This window comes from Gordonia sihwensis NBRC 108236 (assembly GCF_000333035.1).
GTDB lineage: Bacteria > Actinomycetota > Actinomycetes > Mycobacteriales > Mycobacteriaceae > Gordonia > Gordonia sihwensis.
In genome coordinates, this window is sequence record NZ_BANU01000008.1 from 159,652 (window position 1) to 182,116 (window position 22,465).

Below are 22,465 nucleotides of genomic sequence, written 5' to 3' on the forward strand. Positions count from 1 at the left end.
CGTACTCGTGCTGCATCCAGGCGAGGCGATTCACGATCGCCGAATGCGGCACCGCGACGCCCTTGGGGCGGCCGGTGGAACCGGAGGTGTAGATGACGTACGCGGTGTTCGTCCCGCGCAGCGGCGCCGACCGCTCGGCATCGGTGATCGGCGCTGTCGACCATCCGTCGAGGTCCACCGTGTCGACGGTCCACACCGGCAACCCGTCGGGCGCGGGAAGGTCGGTGTCCGACGCCGTCAGCAGCACGGCGGGCGAGGCGGAGTCGAGCACGTACAGGGTGCGCTCGGCGGGATGGTCGGGATCGACCGGGACGTAGGCGCCGCCGGCCTTGACGATCGCGTACATCGCGGTGAGCAGTTCCAGCGACCGCGGAAGGCCGAGTGCCACCGGGACGTCCGGTCCCACGCCCGCGTCGATCAGCATCCGTGCGAGCGCGTTGGTCCGGGCGTCGAACTCCGCGTAGGTGAGGCTCTGCCGGGAGGCGCCGGAGCCGAACACCAGCGCCGTGGCGTCCGGAGTGCGCGCGGCCTGCGCGGCGAACACTCCCGCGAGCGTGCCCGGTTCCACCGGAGCAGCGGTCGTGTTGACCGCGGCCAGGTCGGCTCGGTCCTGCGCGGAGGTGACGGGCACGTCGCCGACGATGCGGTCGGCGTCGTCGCAGATCCCGTGCAGGACCGCGAGGTAGGCCTCGGCGAAGCGTTCGACGGTCGTCCGGTCGAACAGCGCCGTGGCGTAGCTGAACGTCGCGGGCAGATCGGCGGGCGACCCGTCGGCGTCCCGCCGGTCGGTCACGGTCAGCTGCAGATCGAACTTGGCGACATCGAAGTCGGAGGTGAGTCCGCTCACCGACAGACCCGGCAGGTCGAAGCTCGCCGGGGCGTTGTTCTGCATGGTGAACATCACCTGGAAAAGCGGCGAGACCGCCGTCGACCGCGACGGCGCCAGCACGTCGACGAGTTGCTCGAAGGGCATGTCGGCGTGGGTGAACGCGGCGAGATCGTTCTGCCGGACCTGCGCCAGCAGGTCGGCGAAGCTCGCACCGCCGTCGACGCGGGTACGCAGCACCAGGGTGTTGACGAACACGCCGACCAACTCGTCGAGTGACTGCTCGCCGCGCCCGGCCACGGGCGTGCCGATCGCGATGTCGGATTCGCGGCCCAACCGGGACAGCAGCGCGGCGAAGGCCGCGTGCAGCACCATGAACAGGGTCGCGTCGTGCGCCTCCGCGACCTCGAGGAGCCGCCTGTGCAGGCGGGCGTCGATCGTGAACGGGCTGCCCGCACCGGCCGTCGACTGGACCGCCGGACGCGGCCGGTCCATCGGCAGGTCCAGCACCTCGGGCAGACCGGCGAGGCGATCGGTCCAGTAATCGCGCTGGCGCCCCAGCAGTGACTCCGGATCGTCCACGTCGCCGAGCGTCTCGCCCTGCCAGAGCGCGTAGTCGGCGTACTGGACCGGCAACGGCGACCACTGCGGCGCCGCACCGGCGGCACGCGCGGTGTACGCGACCATGATGTCGCGGGCGAGGGGCGCGACCGACGCACCGTCGGCCGTGATGTGGTGCATGGTGACCACGAGCACGTGCTCGCGGGGGCTCTGCTCCAGCAGCGCGATCCGCACCGGCGGCCGCGCGGTCACGTCGAAGCCCTCGGAGATCAGGTCGACCGCGCGCGCGACGACCTCGGCCTCGGTCACCGGGATCGGCGTGATGTCCACGCGAGAGGCCGGGAGAATCTCCTGGTAGGGACCGTCGGCGGAGTCCGGGTACACGGTGCGGAGCACCTCGTGACGCGCGAGCACGTCCTCCACTGCCTGTTCGAGGGCGGCGACGTCGAGTTCGCCGCTCAACCGCACGGCCAGGGGCACGTTGTACGCGGCCGACTCCGTGTCGAACTGATTGAGGAACCACATCCGGCGCTGGGCCAGCGACAGCGGAATCCGATCCGGACGCGGGCGGGCCGTGAGCGGAGGCCGCTCGTCGGCGGTCGCCGTCTCCAGATGGGCGGCGAACTCGGCCACCGTCGGGGCGTCGAACAGGTCGCGGACCCCGACGCGCACGCCGAGCGCCGCGCCGACGCGCGCGGTGACCTTCGTCGCCGACAGCGAGTTGCCGCCGAGGTCGAAGAACCCGCTGCTGACGCTGACGCGCTCGAGGCCGAGGACCTCGGCGAAGACGCCTGCGACGATCTCCTCGGTGAGGCTGCGGGGCGCCTGGTAGTCGCCCTCCTCGATGGTGAACGACGGCGCGGGCAGTGCCCGGCGGTCCAGCTTGCCCGCAGGCGTGAGCGGGACCTCGTCGAGTGCGACGACCTGAGCGGGAACCATGTACGCGGGCAGGAACTCCGCCGCGAACGATTTCAGCGCGACCTCGTCGACCACGTGTCCGGGAGCGGGCAGCACGTACGACACCAGCGCGGTGCCGCCGTCGGGTGCGGTGACGCCCTCCGTGGTGACGAATCCGACGCTGTCGTGGCACGAGAGCGCGCCGCTGATCTCGCCGAGTTCGATGCGGAAGCCGCGGACCTTGACCTGGAAGTCCGAGCGGCCGACGTACTCGAGCCGCCCGTCGCGCGTCCACCGGACCACGTCGCCGGTGCGGTACATCCGCTCGCCCTCGCTGAACGGGTTCGCGACGAATCGCTCGGCGGTCAGCCCGGCGCGATCGTGGTAGCCGGCGGCCAAGGCCGGTCCGGCGAGGTAGAGCTCACCGGCCACTCCCACCGGAGCCGGCCGGAGGCGGCCGTCGAGCACGGTCAGCCGGAAGCCGCGCGTCGGTGCGCCGATCGTGATCGGCGCACCCGCACGCAGGGGCTCGGACACCGTGCACCAGACGGTGGTCTCGGTGGGTCCGTACAGGTTCAGCATGGTGCGCTCGGGTGCCCAGCGGGCCACGAGTTCGGGCGGGCAGGCGTCGCCCGCCACGGCCAGCACGCGCAGGTCGTCCAGTCCCTGCGGATCGGCCGCGGCCAGCGCGGCCGGCGTGATGCAGGCGTGGGTCACCCGGTTCGCGCGCAGGAAGTCCGACAGTTCCACGCCGCCCAGCAGCCCCGCGGGCGCGACGACCATCGTCGACGCGCTGCCGAAGGCCATCATCATCTCGAACACCGAGGCGTCGAAACTCGGTGACGCGAACTGCAGCGACCGCGAGCCGGGGACCAGCTGCATGTGCGCGCGCTGCTCCGCGACCAGGTTCGCCAGTCCCCGATGGGTCACCACGACGCCCTTGGGCAGACCGGTGGACCCGGAGGTGTAGATGACGTAGGCCGGCGAGTCCACGCGCATGCGGCGCACCGGGGTCACCTCGGCGACCGACTCGGCCGCCAGCAGCGCATCGATCTCGTCGAAGACGATCCAGTCGACCTCACCGGAGAGCTCGGGACGCTCGGTCGACGTCGTGAGACCGATCCGTACACCCGAATCGGTCAGCATGTGCGCGATGCGGTCGGCCGGATAGCTCGGATCGATCGGCAGGAACGCCGCGCCGGTCTTGACGATCGCCCAGACGGCAGTCGCGGTGCGGATCGATCGCGGCATGGCGACCGCGACGTAATCGCCGGTGCCGATGCCGCGCTCGGCCAGCAGCCGGGCCAGCTGGTTCGACCGCTCGTCGAGCTGACGATAGGTGAGCGCCGCGGAGCCCTCCTCCACCGCGATCCGGTTCGGATCGTCGGCGACGGCGTCGGCCAGGATCTGCGGGAAGGTGCGGGGCGCCACGGACGCCGGGCCGGCGACCGCGCTCAACTCGTCGCTCTCGGTCGGCGACAGGATCGGGACGTCGCCGATCGGCACCGTCGGGTCCACGACCACGGTCGACAGGATGCGCACGAGCCGCTCCGCGAAGACCTGGACGGTCGACGCGTCGAAGAGGTCGGTGGCGTAGTCGAACGAGGCCCGCATCCCGGCCGGAGTACCCGATTCGTCGACGGTCTCGGCGACCGTCAGCTGCAGGTCGAACTTCGCGACGTCGGCGCTGATCTGCTCCGGCGCGATGGCCAGGCCCGGCAGCTCCACCGCGACCTCGCCCGCATTCTGGAAGTCGAGCGCCACCTGGAACAGCGGATGGTGCGCCTGCGAGCGGGTGGGGCTGATCGCCTCGACCAGACGCTCGAAGGGCAGTTCGGTGTGCCCGAACGCGGCCAGGTCGGTGGCGCGCGTCTGAGCGAGGACACCGGCGAAGTCGACTTCGGGCTCCACCACGGTGCGCAGGACCAGGGTGTTGACGAACATGCCGACGAGCCCGTCGAGTTCGGGTTCCCCGCGGCCGGCGACCGCGGTGCCTATCGCGATGTCGGTGGTGGCCGACAGTCGGGCCAGCAGCACCGAGAGCGCCGCATGCATCACCATGAACGTCGACGCGCCGTGCGCGCGACCGATCTCGGTGACCGCGCGATGCACTTCACCGTCGATGGTGAACTCCACACGGCCACCGCGCATCGACGGACGCGCCGGGCGCGACCGGTCGGTGGGCAGGTCGAGCTGATCGGGGAGCCCGGCGAGCGCCTTGGTCCAGTAGGCCAGCTGGCGTGCACCGCGCGAGTGCGGGTCGTCCAGGTCTCCGAGGAGCTCACGCTGCCAGATCGCGTAGTCGGCGTACTGCACCGGCAACGGCGCCCAGTCCGGGGCGTGACCCGCTGCGCGGGCGGTGTAGGCGGTGATGACGTCGCGGACCAGCGGTGCCAGCGACGACGCGTCGGACGCGATGTGGTGCAGGACCAGCACGAAGACGTGATCGGTCACGTCCTCGCCCGGTTCCGCCACCCGCAGCAGAGCGGCGCGGATGGGGACCTCGGCGGTCACGTCGAAGCCTTCGGTGGCCAGCGCCGCGACGCGGCCCGCCACCTCGTCCGGGCCGACCCGGTCACGGATCAGGTCCAGTCCCGCCGATTCCGCGTCGAGGATCTGCTGGTGCCCGCCGTCCCCCGCATCGGGGTAGACGGTGCGCAGCGTCTCGTGCCGCGCGACCACGTCGCCCAGCGCGGCGCCGAAGGCATCGGCGTCGAGCTCACCGGTGAGCCGGACCGCCAGCGGGATGTTGTACGCCGCCGACGAGGGGTCGAGCCGGTTGAGGAACCACATTCGCTGTTGCGCCAGAGACAGCGGTGCCCGCGCCGCCCGCTCACGCGGCGTCAGCGCCGGGCGGCCGTCGGCCGAGCCTCGAGACACGCGGGTGGCGAGTTCGGCGACGGTCCGTGCCTCGAAAAGATCCCGCACTCCCAGGTCGGAGCCGAACTCGGCGTTGATCTGCGCGACGACGCGCGTCGCGATCAGCGAGTTGCCGCCGAGGTCGAAGAAGTCGTCGGTGGCGCCGACGCGCTCGGCACCGAGCACCCGGCCGACCACCTCGGCCACGCCGACCTCCACCTCGCCCACCGGCGCGACGTGAACCGCCGCGCGGGTGAACTCCGGTGCGGGCAGCGCCTTGCGGTCGACCTTGCCGATCGGGGTCAACGGCACCTCGTCGATCACCATGATGACCGCGGGGACCATGTACGGCGGCAGCCGGTGCGCGGCGTGCGCCGCCAGCGCATCGGTGTCGACGACAGCTCCGGCCACCGGCTGGACGTAGCCGACCAGCACGGTGTCGCCGGCCGGTCCGGGGACACCCAACGTGACGGCGAAGGCCACGTCGGGGTGCGAGGTGAGCGCGGCGTCGATCTCGCCGAGTTCGACGCGGAAGCCGCGGATCTGCAGCTGGAAGTCGGATCGGCCGATGTAGGCGAGTTCGCCGTCTGCGGTCCAGCGCACCACGTCGCCGGTGCGGTACATCCGCTTCCCCACCGCGTACGGGTTCGCGACGAACCGCTCGGCGGTGAGACCGCGCCGGCCGAGGTAGCCGCGCGCGAGGCCGGCGTTGGTGATGTACAGCTCGCCCGGCGTCCCGACCGGGACCGGCCGCAGCCGGTCGTCGAGAACCAGGGTGTGCACGCCGCTCATCGCCGAGCCGATCGTGATCGGCTCGCCCGCGGCGAGCGGATCGGTCATCGTGACGATCACGGTGGTCTCGGTGGGCCCGTACGCGTTGCGCAGCCTCCCGCCCCAGCGGGCGACCAGTTCCGGCGGACACACGTCGCCGCCCACCACCACGCGGGTCACCAGGTCGAGTTCGCTCGCGTCGACCGTCTGCACCGCGTTCGGCGCGCCGACGAAGGACGTGATCCGCTGATCGCGGATGAAGCCCGCCAGTTCGGCACCGCCGTAGAGGTCGGTCGGGGCGATGACCATCGTCGCACCCGCGCAGAAGGTCGCGAGGATCTCGCCGACGGCGGCGTCGAAGCTGATCGCCGCGAACTGCAGCATCCGCGCGCCCGGATAGGTCTCGTAGTACCCGACGACGTCGTCGGCCAGCGTCGACAGCCCGCGGTGCGGCACCGCGACGCCCTTGGGCAGACCGGTGGTGCCGGACGTGTAGATCACGTAGGCGAGGTCGTCGACGGTCAGCGGCGCACGCCGGTCCGCATCGGTGAGCGGTGCGCCCGAGCGGCCCGCCAGATCCTCCGCCAGCGCTGCGTCGTCGAGAAGGGTCCAGCCGTCGACCGGCCGCGCCTGCGACGGCAGGGTGTCGGCGGTGGCCGAATGCGTCAGACCGATCACCGAGCCGGAGTCGGAGACCATGTGCGTGATGCGGTCGGCGGGCAGCTTCGGATCGATCGGCAGGTAGGCCGCTCCGGCGGCCGCCACGGCCCAGATCGAGACCATCGCGTCGATCGATCGGGTCATGGCGAGGGCGACCACCGTGTCGGGGCCGGCACCGTGGTCGATCAGCCGTCGCGCCAGCCGGTTGGAGCGCTCGGCGAGCTCGGCGTAGGTCAGGCTCTGCCCGTCGAACTCGACAGCGACGCGGTCGGCGTGCCGCCCGGCGGTGGCGCCGAACAGATCGGCGAGGGTCCGCGGCTCCGCCGCGTCCCCGCCGCGCCGGTCCACGAGGTCGGCGCGCTCGGCGTCGCCGAGGAGAGGAAGATCGCCGACGGCGGTCTCGGGAGCCTCGACCGCTGCCCGCAGGATGCGGACCAGGCGGTCGCCGAACGACTCGACGGTCGGCTCGTCGAAGAGATCGGCGGCGTAGGTGAAGACGGCTTCGGCGCCGACCTCGGTGTTCTCGCGCACCGTGAGCTGGAGATCGATGTTGGCCGTGTCGGTCGAGACGTCGACGGCCTCGACGTCCAGCCCCGCCATCTCGAAGCTCGTCGGGGCCTCGGACTGCAGTGCGAGCGCCACCTGGAACAGCGGCGAATGCGCGGTGGAGCGCGTGACGTCGAGAACCTCGACCAGCTGCTCGAACGGGACCTCGGCGTGCTCGAAGGCCGCGAGGTCCGCGGCGCGGACCTGAGCCACGAGCGCATCGAAGCTCTCGTCCGGACGCACCCGGGTGCGCAGCACGAGCGTGTTGACGAACATGCCGATCAGGTCGTCGAGCGCACGCGTGCCACGACCGCCGACGGGGGTGCCGACAGCGATGTCCGCGGTACCCGTCAACCCGGCCAAGACGGTCGCATAGGCGGCGTGCAGGACCATGAACGGCGTGACGCCCCGGGCGCGGGCGTACGCGCCGATCGCGGAGTAGAGCTCGGCGCCGATCGGGGTGCGATGGATGGCGCCGCGCATCGACTGCACCTGCGGGCGTTCGTGATCGGTGGGCAGTTCGAGGCGGTCGGGCAGCCCGGCGAGGGTCTCGCGCCAGTAATCGATCTGGGCGGCGGCCACTGACGAGGAGTCCGCGGGATCGCCGAGCACGTCGCGCTGCCAGATCGCGTAATCGGCGTACTGCACTTCCAGCGGCGCCCAGGCCGGCTGCTCGCCGGCCGCCCGCGCGCCGTAGGCCACCATCACGTCCTGCACCAGCGGCGCCATCGACAGACCGTCGCCGGAGATGTGGTGAAGCACCAGGACGAGCACGTGCTCGCCGCGCGGGTCACCGTCGGTGACCCGGAGCAGCCGAACCCGCAGCGGCACCTCGGCGGTGACGTCGAATCCGGTCATGACGGCCTTCGCGACCGCCTGCTGCACGCCGTCCCGGGTGACCTCGATCGGGCGCAGGTCGGGCACCGCGTCGCCGACCGGCAGGATCTGCTGGTACGGACCGCTGTCGGAGTCGGGGAACCGGGTCCGCAGCGACTCGTGCCGGTCGAGGAGGTCGCGGACTGCGGCCTGCAGAGCGGGCTCATCGAGCGGACCGGTCATCCGGACCGGCAGGGGGAGGTTGTAGGCCGGCGAGGCCGGATCGAACCGGTTGAGGAACCACATCCGCTGCTGTGCCAGCGACAGCGGTGCGGTGTCGCCGCGGTCGGCCCGGGTCAGTGCGGGCCGCGAAGCGCCCCCGCTCTGCTCCACGCGGGCGGCCAGTTGGGCGACCGTCGGCGCGTCGAACAGGTCGCGTACCCCGAGGTCGACGCCGAGTGCGTCGCTGACCTGCGAGATCACTCGGGTCGCGATCAGAGAGTTGCCGCCGGCGTCGAAGAAGCTCTCCTCGACGCTGATCCGCGGCAGACCGAGGACGCCGGCGAAAACGCCCGCGATGATCTCCTCGACCGGGTCGCGCGGAGACACGTACTCGGCGGCGAGCAGGTCGAAGGACGGCTCGGGCAGCGCCTTCCGGTCCAGCTTGTCGCTGCTGTTCCGGGGGAACTCGTCCATCACCACCACGGCCGCCGGGACCATGTACGAGGGCAGCGATCCCGCCGCATGCGCCGCGACCGACTCGCCGGTCACGTCCGCGGGCGCCACCACGTAGCCGACCAGCTGGTCGCCGGTGTGCGGGTCGTGGCGCACCAGCACCACCGCCTGCGTGACGCCGGGCGCGGACAGCAGGGCCGCCTCGATCTCGCCGAGCTCGATGCGGTTTCCGCGCACCTTGACCTGGAAGTCGGTGCGGCCGATGTACTCGAGGACCCCCGCGTCGTCGGCGTCCGGGGTGGCGCGGTGCCGGACCAGGTCGCCGGTGCGGTACATCCGCTCGCCCGGGGCGCCGAACGGATCGGCGACGAACCGGTCCGCCGACAGGTCGGGACGACCGTGATAGCCGCGCGCCAGCTGGACGCCCGACAGGTACAGCTCTCCCGCGACGCCCGGAGGCACCGGCTGCAGGCGCGAGTCGAGCACGTACAGGCGGGTGTTCCACATCGGGACGCCGATCGGGACCACGCCCTGGTCGGCTTCGGTGTGACGCCAGTAGGTGACGGCGAGCGACGCCTCCGCGGGTCCGTACAGGTTGTCCAGCGGCGCGGCGGAGAGTTCGCGGAAGGCCTCGGCGGTCTCGATCGGCAGCGCCTCGCCGATCGCGATCACGGCGCGGACGGTGTCGGGGATCCGCGCGGACGAGCTCGACACGAACATCGCCAGCATCGACGGGACGTACTGGACCACGGTGACGTTCTGCTCGCGCATCAGCGTCGACAGGTACTCGGGGTCCCGGTGGCCGTCCGGACGGGCGATGACGAGGCGGGCACCGGTCTGCAGGGTCCAGAAGAACTCCCACACGGAGACGTCGAAGGTCATCGGGGTCTTGAGCATCACCGCGTCGTCGGCGGTCAGCTGGTATTCGCCCTGCATCCAGCACAGCTGATTGACCAGACCGGCATGCGGCACCGCGATGCCCTTGGGACGGCCGGTGGAGCCGGAGGTGTAGATCAGGTTCGCCGGATTCTGCGGGCGCAGCGGCGAACGGCGGTCCGCGTCGGTCACCGGGGTGCCCGCGACGCCGGACAGGTCGAGGACGTCGATCTCGAGCGTCGGCACGTCCGCGGGGACCGCTCCGGAGTCGGCGGTCGTGGTCACGACCGTCACCGGGCAGGCGCTCTCCAGAACGTATCCGTTGCGCTCCGCGGGGTGGTCCGGATCGAGCGGCACGTAGGCGCCGCCGGCCTTGAGGATGCCGTACATGCCGACGAGCAGATCGATCGAACGGCGGATCGACAGGCCGACCAACGACTCCGGACCGACACCCATCGAGATGAGATGCCGTGCCAGACGGTTGGCTCGCGCGTCGAACTCCGCGTACGTGATCTGCTCGCCCTCGTATACGAGGGCGGTGGCTTCGGGCGATCGCGCCACCTGCGCGTCGAAGAGGGACACGAGCGTGTCGCTGTCCGCATCGATGGATTCGATCCGGTGATCGGTGGCGTTCCAGGTCTCCAGGACCCGGGTCCGCTCCTGGTCGCCGATGATCGGGATGTCGCCGACCACCACCGCGGGATCGGCCGCCACCTGTGTCAGCACCGACGTGAATCGGTCGCCGAAACGCTCCGCCGTCGACCTGTCGAACAGATCCTCGGCGTAGGTGAGCACCACGTCGATCTCCCCCGGCGCGCCTTCGGCGTCGGTCCGGTCGGTCACGGTGAGTTGCAGGTCGAACCGCGACAGACCGGTCTCGAACTCGGCGGGGGAGACGGTGAGCCCGGGAAGCTCCAGCTCGGCGCGCGCGATGTTCTGGAACCACAGTGAGACCTGGAACAGCGGGTGGTACGCCGCGGACCGGGTCGGGTTGAGCGCGTCCACGAGACGCTCGAACGGGATCTCGGTGTTGGTGAAGGCACCCAGGTCTCGCTCGCGCACCTGCGCCAGCAGATCGGTGAAGGCCGCGTTCTCGTCGATCTCCGTGCGCAGCACCAGGGTGCCGACGAACATGCCGACCACATCGTCGAGCGCGGCTTCACCGCGGCCGGCGATCGGCGTGCCGATCGCGATGTCGTCACTGCCCGAGAGTCGTCCGAGCAGCGCCGACAGTGCCGCATGGACCACCATGAAGAGCGTCGTGTCGGTGGAGCGAGCCACCTCGAGCAGCGCCGCATGCAGTTCGGGGCTCAAGGTGAAGGCGACGTCTCCGCCTCGGAACGACTGCTGTGCCGGCCGCGGCCGATCGGTCGGCAGCTCCAGCACGTCGGGAAGATCGGCGAGTTCGGCGCGCCAGTAGGCCAGCTGCTGCGCGGCCAGCGATGCCGGATCGTTCTCGTCGCCGAGCAGTTCGCGCTGCCAGACGGCGAAGTCGCTGTACTGCACGGGCAGCGGCGACCACTCCGGCGGCTGTCCGGCGGTCCGTGCGACGTACGCGATCATCAGATCGCGGGCCAGCGGAGCCGACGACCACCCGTCGAAGGCGATGTGGTGCAGGACGAAGACCAAGACGTGTTCGTCGGGGCCCACGGCCAACAGGTGCACGCGGACCGGCGGTGCGGCGGTGACGTCGAAGGGTGCCGTCGCGAGCGCGACGACTTCCGCTTCGAGGTCGGCCTCCGCGACCGCCACCTCGACGAGGTCGGCGGTCGCCGCCACATCTCGCACCGGCAGCACCACCTGTCGGGGTCCGTCGGCGGAATCGGGGTACACGGTGCGCAGGGCCTCGTGACGCTCGCAGACGTCGAGCATCGCCGCGCGCATCGCGGACACGTCCAGCGCACCGGTCAACCGGATGGCGAAGGGCATGTTGTAGGCCGCGGAATCCCGATCGAATCGGTTCAGGAACCACATGCGCTGCTGAGCCAGCGACAACGGTGCCGGTTCGGTGCGCTCGCGCGCCACCAGCTTGGGCCGTACCGCACCCGTCCGCTGCTCGGCCACCACGGCGAGTTCGGCGACGGTCGGGGCCTCGAAGATCTCGCGGACTCCGACGTCGGTGCCCAACGCGTCGTTGAGTCGCGCGATCACCCGGGTGGCGACGAGCGAGTTGCCGCCCACGGCGAAGAAGTCGTCGGTCGCACCCACGCGCTCGACGCCGATCGTCTCCGCGAAGATCGTCGCGATGATCTCCTCGACCGGGTTGCGCGGAGGGACGTACACCCCGGCGCTGAGCACCAGCTCCGGTGCCGGGAGCGCACGGCGGTCGATCTTGCCGCTGGCACCGACGGGCAGTTCGTCGAGCACGATGAACAGCGACGGCACCATGTAGCCGGGCACCCGAGCGCACACATGAGACTTCAGATCTTCCTGAGTCACCCGCTCGGTACCGGGAGCGGCCGAGACGTATGCGACGAGCGCATCGCCGGTGTGCTCCCCGTGGTGCAGGGTCACCACCGCCTGATCGACTCCGGGATGGGCGGCCAGCGCCGCCTCGATCTCGCCCGGCTCGATGCGCAGGCCGCGCAGCTTCACCTGGTCGTCGGTGCGGCCGAGGAACTCGAGTTCGCCGTCCGCGGTCCACCGGACCAGGTCGCCGGTGCGGTACATCCGCTCGCCCGCCGCGTCGTACGGTGCGGCGACGAATCGCTCGGCCGTCAGGTCGGGACGGCCCGCGTAGCCCCGAGCCAGCTGCGCGCCCGCGAGGTACAGTTCGCCGGGCGTGCCGACCGGGACCGGACGCAGCCGGGTGTCGAGCACGTGCACGCGCACGCCCTCGACGGGCGAACCGATGGGCACCGAACCGGCTCCGGCACCGGCCGCGCGGCGCGTCACCTGCATCGCCGACTCGGTGGGGCCGTACAGGTTGTGCACCTCGGTGCGCAGGCGTTCCATGACGTCTTCTGCGACCGATGCCGGCAGCACCTCGCCGCCGGAGAACAGCAGCCGCAACGAGGTCACTGCGCGCTCGGCGAAGGTCTCGACCACCAGCGGCAGCATCGACGGCACGAACTGCACCACGGTCACCGAGTGCTCGGCCGCCAACTGCGCCTGCTGAGCCGGGTCCCGATGACCGTCGGGCCCCGCCAGCACCAGTCGTGCGCCCGCCTGAAGCGGCCAGAAGAACTCCCACACGGACGCGTCGAACGTCATCGGTGTCTTCTGCAGCACCACATCGGTTGCGGTGAGACGGTATTCGCGCTGCATCGAGTCGAGCTGATTGGCAGCCGCCGCATGTGGCACGGTGACGCCCTTCGGCAGCCCGGTGGAACCCGAGGTGAACAGCGTGTACGCCGCCGACTCGGGACGCAGCACACCGCCGCGCTCGGCGTCGGTGAGCGGCCCGTCCGGGTGTGCGCCCAGGTCGAGTCCGTCGATCTGCAGCAGCTCGCGATCGACGGGCAGCGCGGCCGAGTCGGCGGACGTGGTCAGAATCAGCCGCGGATCGGCGGTGTCGATCACATGCGCGTTGCGCTCGGCTGGGTGGGCCGGGTCGAGCGGGACGTAGGCGCCGCCCGCCGCCAGGATCGCGTACATGCCGACCACCAGGTGACGGGACCGGCGCATCGCCAGACCGACCTGGTCGCCCGGTCGCACGCCCGACGCGAGGAGTTCCCGCGCGAGGCGGTGCACCTGTGCCGCGAACTCCGCGTAGGTCAGGACCTCATCGCCCGTCACCAGGGCGACGGCGTCCGGAGTCCGGGCGGCCTGCTCCTCGAACCGCTCGACGAGCGTCGCGCGCGCAGGTGCCTGCGGTCCAGCGGTCCACGATTCGAGCAACTCGTGCTCGCGAGGCCGCAACAGGTCCACGTCGCCGACCGGCCGGTCCGGTGCCGCGATCAGCGCGTCGAGGGCGCGGACGAATCGCTCCGCGTACCCGGCGGCGGTGTCCTCGTCGAAGAGATCGGTCGCGTAGACGAACGTCACGTCGTAGCCGGCGGCGCGCTCGGTCACGGTGACCTCGAGGTCGAACTTGGAGACGGTGGTCTCGATGCCCTCGGCCTCCACGGTCAAGCCCGGAAGGTCCACTGTCGGGGTCTCGAAGTTCTCCAGGGCGAACTGCACCTGGTACAGCGGGGCGTGCGCGGTGGATCGGGCCGGGTTGAGGATCTCCACGAGCCGTTCGAACGGCACGTCGGCGTGCTCGAAGGCCTCCAGATCGGTGTGCTTGACCTTCGCTAGCAGGTCGCTGAACGAATCGGCGCCGTCGACTCGTGTCCGCAGGACGAGGGTGTTGACGAACATGCCGACGACGTCGTCGAGCAGCCGCTCACCGCGGCCCGCGACCGGGGTGCCGACGCTGATGTCGCTCTCCCCCGACACGCGTGCGAGCAGGACGGCCAGCGCGGCGTGCAGGGTCATGAACGGAGTGGCGCCGTGACGCCGTGCGGCGTCTTCGACTCGGGCGCGCAGGGCCCCGTCGATCCGGACGCGGGTGCGCCCGCCCGATCCCGAGGCCACCTCGGGCCGCGGTCGGTCGGCCGGAAGTTCCAGGAGTTCGGGGACACCGGCGAGTTCCTCGCGCCAGAATCCGATCTGGGCGGCCGCGACCGAGTGCGGATCGGACTCGTCGCCGAGCATCGCGCGCTGCCAGATCGCGAAGTCCGCGTACTGGACCTCCAGCGGGGCCCAGCCGGGTGAACTCGACCGGGTCCGGGCGGTGTACGCCATGACCAGATCGCGCGCCAGCGGCGCCATCGAGAAACCGTCGGCGATGATGTGGTGCATCACCAGAGCGAGGACGTGAACGTCGTCGCTGATCCGGAACAACGCCGTGCGGATCGGGACCTGAGCGGTCACGTCGAAGCCAGTCGCACCGAGTTCCAGTGCGCGCGAGGCGAGTTCGTCCTCCGAGACCGCGATCGGATCGAGCCGGAAGGCGACCTGCGAGGCGTCGAGCACCTGTTGGTAGGCGCCGGAGTCGGAATCCGGGAACACCGTCCGCAACGACTCGTGGCGCTCGATCACGTCGCGCACCGCGGCACGCAGCGCGTCGACGTCGAGTTCTCCGGTCAGACGGATGGCGAGCGGAACGTTGTAGTTCCCCGAGGCCGGGTCGTAGCGGTTGAGGAACCACATGCGCTGCTGCGCGAGCGACAGCGGAATGTGCGCGGGCCGCTCCATCGCCGTGAGCGCGAGCCTGCCCGCCCCGGCGGCCGACCGTTCGGCGCGTAGGGCGAGTGCGGCCACCGTCGGTGCCTCGAACAGATCGCGGACGCCGATGTCGGTGCCGAGTTCGGCGTTCACCCGGGCGATGACCCGCGTGGCGATCAGCGAGTTGCCGCCGAGGTCGAAGAACTCATCGGTGGCGCCGACGCGGTCGAGGCCGAGCACGTCGGCGAAGGCCGCCGCCACGATCTCCTCGGGCGGCGTCACCGGAGCCACGTACTCGGACACCGCGAACTCGAACTCCGGCTTCGGGAGCGCACGCCGGTCCAGTTTGCCCACCGGAGTCAGCGGCACCTCGTCGAGGACCACGATCGCCGACGGCACCATGTATCCGGTGAGGGAACGGGCCGCATGGTCGATCAGCTCGGCGGTGTCCACGTCGCGGCCGCCCACCGGCCGCACGTACGCCACCAGCTGTGTCTGTCCGCGTTCGTCGTCCACCCCGAGGGTCGCGACGAAGTCGACGTCCGGATGAGTGGCGAGGACCGCGTCGATCTCCCCGAGCTCGATGCGCAGGCCGCGCACCTTGACCTGGAAGTCCGAACGGCCGATGTACTCCAGTTCGAGGTCGGCGTTCGGCCGCACCAGATCGCCGGTGCGGTACATCCGGTCGCCGGGAGCACCGACCGGGTTCGTCACGAAACGAGCGGCGGTCAGTGCCGCCTGCGCGTGGTAACCGCGAGCCAGACCGGCGCCGGTCACGTACAGTTCGCCGACCGCTCCCACCGGCACCGGACGCAGATCCTCGTCGAGCACCAGCAGGCCGGTGCCGCGGATCGGTCCGCCGATGGTCACCGGGCGTCCCGCGACCAGCGCGTCGGTGCCGGCGGCCACGACGGTGGTCTCGGTGGGACCGTAGGCGTTGAACACCTGGCGGCCGGGAGCCCAGCGGGCGACGAGGTCGTCGGAGACGGCTTCGCCTCCGAGCACCAGGATCTCGGGACGCTCGCCCAACCGCTCGGGGTCCATGGTGGCCAGCGCCGACGGTGTGAGGAAGACGTGGCTCAGTGATTCGCGTGTGATCAGGTCGCTCAGTTCGGTGCCGCCGAAGACGGTCGGCGGTGAGACGACCAGGAGCGCGCCGGTACCGAAGGCCATCACGAACTCCAGGACGGAGGCGTCGAAGCTCGGTGAGGCGACGTGCAGCACCCGCGAATCGGGCGTGACGCGGTAGCGCTCGCGCTGTTCGAGCGCGAAGCTCTCCAGACCGTGCCTCGGCACGATGACGCCCTTGGGCAGACCCGTGGTGCCCGAGGTGTAGATCATGTACGCGGCCTGGTCCGGGCGGCATGCCCCGCCGCGCTCGGCGGGGGTGACCGGTTCGGCCGATCGGCCCACCAGTTCCACCCGCAGCACGGAGTCGTCGAGCACGAGCCAGTCGGTGCTCTCATCGGGAAGATCGGCGGCGTGTGCGGCGACGGTGATGCCGACACTCGCACCGGAGTCGGTCAGCATGTGCTCGATGCGGTCGGCCGGATAGCTCGGGTCCACCGGCACGAAGGCCGCTCCGGACTCGAGCACCGCCCACATCGCGACCACCGAGTCGAGCGAACGGGGCAGCGCGAGGGCGACGAAGCTCTCCGGGCCGACGCCGCGGTCGAGCAGTGCCCGTGCCAGTCGCGCCGCGCGGCCGGACAGTTCCCGGTAGGTCAGTTCTTCGCCGTCGAACCGCACCGCGGGGCGGTCGGCGTGTTCGTTGCGGACCGTGTCGAAGAGGTCGAACCCGGTGTCCGAGACGGACGCCGGCATCCGGGTCATCGGTGCCAGGGCCGCGCGTTCCCCCTCGTCGAGGACGTCGATGGACGCGACCGGTCGGTCGAGGTCCGCGGCGACGGTCGCCAGCACCCGGACCAGCCTCGTCAGCAGTCGGTCGGCGGCCTCGGCGCTGAACGCCGTCGGCAGGAACTTCAGTTTGAACCGCAGTCGCGGGTCCTGCAGCGCCACCAGTGTCAACGGGTAGTGGGTGGCATCGTTGACTTCGACGTCCACCACTCTCATGCCCGCGACCGCGTCGACGTCGGCGAGCACCGAGCGGTCGATCGGGTAGGACTCGAACACGGTCAACGTGTCGAAGAGGGGGCCGAGACCCGCCGCCCGCTGGATGTCGGTGAGTCCGGTGTAGTGGTGGTCGAGCAGGTCGGCCTGCTCGACTTGCACCCGGCGCAGGAGATCGCGGATCGATTCGGTGCGGTCGAGCCGAACCCGGACCGGAACGGTGTTGATGAAGAGACCGACGGTGGATTCCACGCCCGGCAGCTGCGGCGGCCGGCCGGAGACCGTGGCGCCGAACACGACGTCCGAGCGACTGGTCAGGCGGGCCAGGAGCACACCCCACGCGGCCTGCACCACGGTGTTCACCGTGACACCGAGCGTCCGGGCGGCGGCGGCGAGCGCCGCCTCGACATCCTCGTCGAGGTCCAGAAGAAGTTCCTCGGGCGTCGGCATCGCGAGCTCGCTCGACTGCGGGGCGAGGACGGTCGGCTCGTCGAGGCCGGCGAGGGCCCGCGACCACGCGTCCAGCGAGGCCTGCGGGTCCTGGCCCGACAGCCAGTCGAGATAGGCGCGGTAACTCGGCGCGGCGGCCATGCCCGAGCCGTTGCCGTTGGCGCCGTACAGCGCCAGAAGGTCGGTCAGCACCAGAGGCAGCGACCAGCCGTCCAGCAGGAGGTGGTGATTGGTCAGCGCCAGACGGTACGCGCCGTCCGAGAAGCGGATCAGCCGCATCCGGATCAGCGGCGGCCGGTCGAGACGGAAGCGAGTCTCCCGATCCGACGTGACCAGATCGCGCGCCGTCCGCTGCGCCTCCTGCTCGTCGAGGTCTGACAGATCCGTCGACTCGAAGGGCAGCCGCGCGTCGTCGACGATGATCTGAGCGGGGACGCCGGTGTCGTCGTAGACGAAGGCGGCACGCAGGCTGGGATGCCGGTCGACGAGCGCCTGGCCCGCCGCGCGCATGCGTTCGGCGTCGACCTCGCCGCTCAGGTCGAGCACGATCTGCGCGGTGTAGACGTCCACGAAGTGCTCGGCGAGGCCGGCGTGGAACAGCAGACCCTCCTGCAGCGGTGAGAGCGACCAGATGTCGGTCAGCGACTCGAAGTCGCGCTCCCACGCATCGATCTGTTCCTGCGAGAGGTTCACCAGGGGAAGGTCCGCGGGCGTGAAGCCGCCCGTGGTCTGCGACTGCGACAGCGATGCCATCGCGTCGAGGGCGCGCGCCCACAGATCGGCGAGTTCGGCCACCTCGGTCTCGCTGAGCAGCTCCGAGGCGTAGCTGAAGGTCGCAGTGAGTGCGACGCCGTCTCCGTCTTCGGCGGCGATCGCATCGATCGTCAGCGCGGCCGAGAGCGGCATGTCCTCGTGACGCTGGGCACCCGCGCCGAGCATCTCGCCGTCGGGCAGCCAGCCCACGGCGCGCAGTTCGGCGGGAATCTCACCTGACGACAGCCGGCCCAGATAGTTGAACGCGATCTCGGGGTGGTGCCATTGCATCATCTCGGCGCGCGAATCGGGATTCAGGTGCCGCAGCAGGCCGTAGCCGACGCCCTCACCCGGAATCCGCCGCAGCTGTTCCTTGATCGTCTTGAGCAGCGCCGCCGTACTCGGCCCGCCCTCGAACGCGGCGTCCAGATCCACGTCGCCGACGTCGAGCCGAGCCGGGTACACGCTGGTGAACCAGCCGACGGTCCGTGCCAGATCGGCACCGGGCACCGCCGACTCCTCACGGCCGTGGCCCTCGAGATCGACGAGCATGCTGCGTCGCCCGTCCGCGCCGCGCCATGCGGCGACCGCCAGCGCCAGCGCCGCGAGCAGACCGTCGTTGACGCCCGCACGGTACTGCCGCGGAATCACCGCGAGCACGGCTCTCGTGGTCTCCGGGCTGAGCCGGACCTCGAGCCGCCGTTCAGTGGCGGCCACATCGACCCGCGGATCGAGCGGGCGCCGGCCCACCGGCTGGTCGCCGTCCGCGACGATCCGCCGCCAGTGCTCGAGCTCGGCCTCACGGTCGGCGCGGCGGGCGGCCTCGGCGAGTCCGTGCGCCCATCGGCGCATCGAGGTTCCGACAGGCGGAAGGGACGGGGTCGCGCCGGCGGAGACGCTCACCCACGCGAGTGCGAAGTCGGGGACCAGCGTGCGCCACGACACACCGTCGACGGCGAGGTGGTGCACGACGGCGACCAGTCGGTCTCCGTCGGTCTCGCCCGATCCCGTGAGTCGGACGAACTGCGCCATGACACCGGTGTCCGGACTCAGGCGGCGCGCCGACTCGGCCGCGACTCGGCCGATCTGCTCCGCGAGCTCGGCCGATCCGGCGCGTCCCCGGGCGGGAACGTTCGAGATCAGCGATGTCGCGTCCACGCTGCCCGCCGGTCGCGTGACGATGACGGGTTCGGGGCCGTCCGCGCGCAGCACCGCGCGCAGCATGTCGTGATGATCCACGACGGCGGCGATGGTGGCGGCGACGCCCTCATCGCTCGCGCCCGCCGGGAGGACGAGGGTCAGCGCCTGTGCGAACGCCTCGTAGCGTCCGAGTTCGAGCATCTGGTGCATCACCGGGGTCAGCGGCATCGGCCCGACGCCCTCGCCCGGAAGTTCGGTCAGCTCCGCCTCTGCCGAGTCGGCGGTCCGCGCCACCTGGGCCAGACCGGCCACCGTCTGCTGTTCGAAGACCTCGCGCGCGGTGAAGACGATGCCGAGGTTCTTGGCCCGCGACACCAACTGCAGGGAGATGATGCTGTCGCCGCCGAGCTCGAAGAAGCTCGCGTCGGCGCTGACACGGTCGAGACCGAGGACGTCGGCGAAGACCTCGGCGATCCGCTTCTCCAGCTCGGTCGACGGCTCGCGGTACTCCGCCGTGCTCGCGCTGAAGTCGGGATCGGGCAGGGCGGCGCGATCGAGCTTGCCGTTCACCGTGAGCGGCACCTCGTCGAGCACGACCACCGCGGCGGGCACCATGTATTCGGGCAGCACCTGTCCGGCGGCGATCCGCAGACCCGACGGGTCCAGATCCACGCCGTCCTCGGCCAGCACGTAGGTGACCAGCTGTGGCTGACCGGCTGAACCGGTACGGACCTGCGTAGTGGCGAAGTCGACGCCCGGGCAGTTCTCCATCACGGCGTCGATCTCGCCGAGTTCGATGCGGAAGCCGCGAATCTTGACCTGGAAGTCCGAGCGCCCGATGTAGTCGAGCTCGCCGTCGTCGGTCCACCGGACCACGTCGCCGGTGGCGTACATGCGGCTGCCGGGTGGGCCGTACGGATCGGCGACGAAGCGCGAGGAGGTCAGCGACGGGCGGGCGTGGTAGCCGCGCGCAGTACCGGGATTGGCGATGTACAGATCGCCCGCGACACCGACCGGCGCCGGCCGCAGGCGGTGGTCGAGCACCAGCGCTCGAACCCCGCTCATCGGCGCGCCGATCGTGATCGGCGTCCCGGCGGCCAGTGGCTCGGTGATCGTGACGATCACCGTGGTCTCGGTGGGACCGTAGGCGTTGCGCAACCGGCCGTCCCACCGCGCCGCGAGTTCGGCGGGCAGCACGTCGCCGCCGGTCACCACCCGGCGCATCGAGTCCAGGCCGGTCGGGTCGAGCGTCTGCGCGGCGGGCGGGGTCGAGACCAGCGTGGTCACGCGTGCGGCCGCGAGCAGTCCCGCGAGTTCGTCGCCGCCGGTCACGGTCGGCGGTACGACGATGAGAGCTCCGCCATGAGCCCACGCGGCGAGCATCTCACCGAATGCCGCATCGAAGCTCGGGGAGGCGAACTGGGCAACCCGGGCGTCGGATGAGACCGAGTACACCACTCGCAGGTCCTCGGCGAGCGTCGACAACCCGCGGTTGGGCACCACGACGCCCTTCGGCAGTCCGGTGGAACCGGACGTGTAGATGACGTAAGCGGGGTTGTCGGGCCGGACCGGGGCGAGCCGTTCGGCGTCGGTGATCGGCGCGGCCGACTCCGCGTCGGCGAGGGTGGTCGCCTCCAGCGAGTCGAGCGCGAGCCAATCGACGCCGTCCGGGAGGGCGGCGCGGTTCGCGATGGTCGTCAGACCGTGCTCCGCGCCGGAGTCGGTCACCATGTGGGCGATGCGGTCGGACGGATAGCCCGGATCGATCGGCAGGTAGGCGCCTCCGGCCTTCGCGATCGACCAGATCGCCAGCACCGATTCGAGCGAGCGCGGGACCGCCAGCGCCACCAGGCTCTCCGGTCCCACCCCTCGCCGGATCAGGACACGTGCCAGGCGGTTCGAGCGTTCGTCGAGTTCCCGGTAGGTCCAGACGGTGCCTCCGAACTCGACGGCCACCCGGTCGGGGTACACCGCGGCCGAAGCGGCCAGGATGTCGCCGAAACCGCGTGGCTCCGCGGCGGTGCCGCCCTCGCGCGAGAGCAGCCATTCGCGCTCGCCGGCGCCGAGGACCTCGAGGTCGCCGATCGCGGTGTCGGCTCCGGCGGCCACGAAACGCTTGAGGAAGTCCACGAAGCGGGCGTGGTGACGCTCGTTCTCGGCCTCGGTGTATCGGGCCGGGTTCGCGATGAAGTCGATGTGGGTGCTGCCGGTACCCGTCTCGTACAGGTTGAGCATCAGGTCGTCGACCGGACCGGACGAGAGGACGTGCAGTCGTGATTCGATGGCGCCCAGGCGCAGGTCGCCCAGACCCATCATGATGTTGACGACCGGGCCGAAATAGGCGCGGTCCGCGCCGAGCGAACCGGCGTCGCGACGGATGTCCTCCGTGCGGTAGCGCTGGTGGCGGAGCGCGCCCACCAGCTGGACCTGCACCGATTCGACGAGGGCGTCGACAGTGGCGTCCGCGGGCACGGCGATCCGGAGCGGCACCACATTCGAGACCATGCCGCCCGCCCGGCGCATCAGCGCGGTGGTGCGCGCCGAGACGGGAAGCGACAGCAGGACGTCGTCGGTTCCGGTCAGCCGGCCGAAGTACGCCGCGAACGCGGCGATGGTGACCGGTGCGAAGGAGGCTCCGTCGGTCGTCATCGCCTCGGCCAGATCGCGCGGCAGTGCAGTGCTCGCGACGGTGCTCAGCGCCTGCGGCGCGGCGTGACGCGAAGCGAACGACTCGGGTTCGGGCATGTCGTCGACGACCTGCGCCCAGTACTCGCGGTCGGATTCGAATCGGCGCGACGACCGGTAGGCGTCCTCGACCTCGTACAGCTCGCGCAGGTGGTCCGCCGGATCGGACGGCAGCGGCGCGCCGTCGAGCGCCTGCGTGTACAGCTCCGCCACGCGGGTCATCAACGTGATGGCACCCACGCCGTCGAGCGCCACGTGGTGCACTCGCGCATACCAGTAGTGGTGGTCGGGGCCGATCGTGATGACCGCACAGCAGAAGAGCGGACCGGTCTCGAGATCGATCGGCGCCGTGTACTCGGCGCGCATCCACTCGTGCGCCGCGGCCTCCGGATCGGGGCGTTCAGAGAGATCGACGCGGACCAGCGACTGCTCGATGTCGCGGTCGACGAGCTGGTACGGGCGGCCGTCGACGTCGATGATCCGCAGGTAGCCGGATCCGATCTCCTTGCCGGTGGCGATCAGGCATTCTTCGAGCAGGTCGAGATCGAGCTGACCGCGCAGCTCCACGTACTGCGCCATGTTGATCGGCACTTCGGGATGCAGCTGCTGCGACAGCCACAGCCCGAACTGCGCTGCGGAGAGTGGGAACGCTCCGGCGGGCACACCCCGCTGCCCGGGCGCCGACTCCCCCATGCCGGCCGCAGCATCATCCTGACCCGCACGAAC

General features: G+C 70.9%; 1 protein-coding gene (cut by a window edge). It reads right to left on the reverse strand.

The window, feature by feature from the left end; all coding sequences use genetic code 11:
- On the reverse strand, positions 1–22,432 hold the 5' portion of the coding sequence (locus tag GSI01S_RS06295) for a non-ribosomal peptide synthase/polyketide synthase (RefSeq protein WP_006895634.1). 20,852 nt of this gene lie to the left of the window's left edge; only the first 22,432 of its 43,284 coding nucleotides appear in the window; it begins with the start codon at positions 22,430–22,432; the stop codon falls past the left edge of the window.
- Positions 22,433–22,465: the final 33 nt, after the last annotated feature.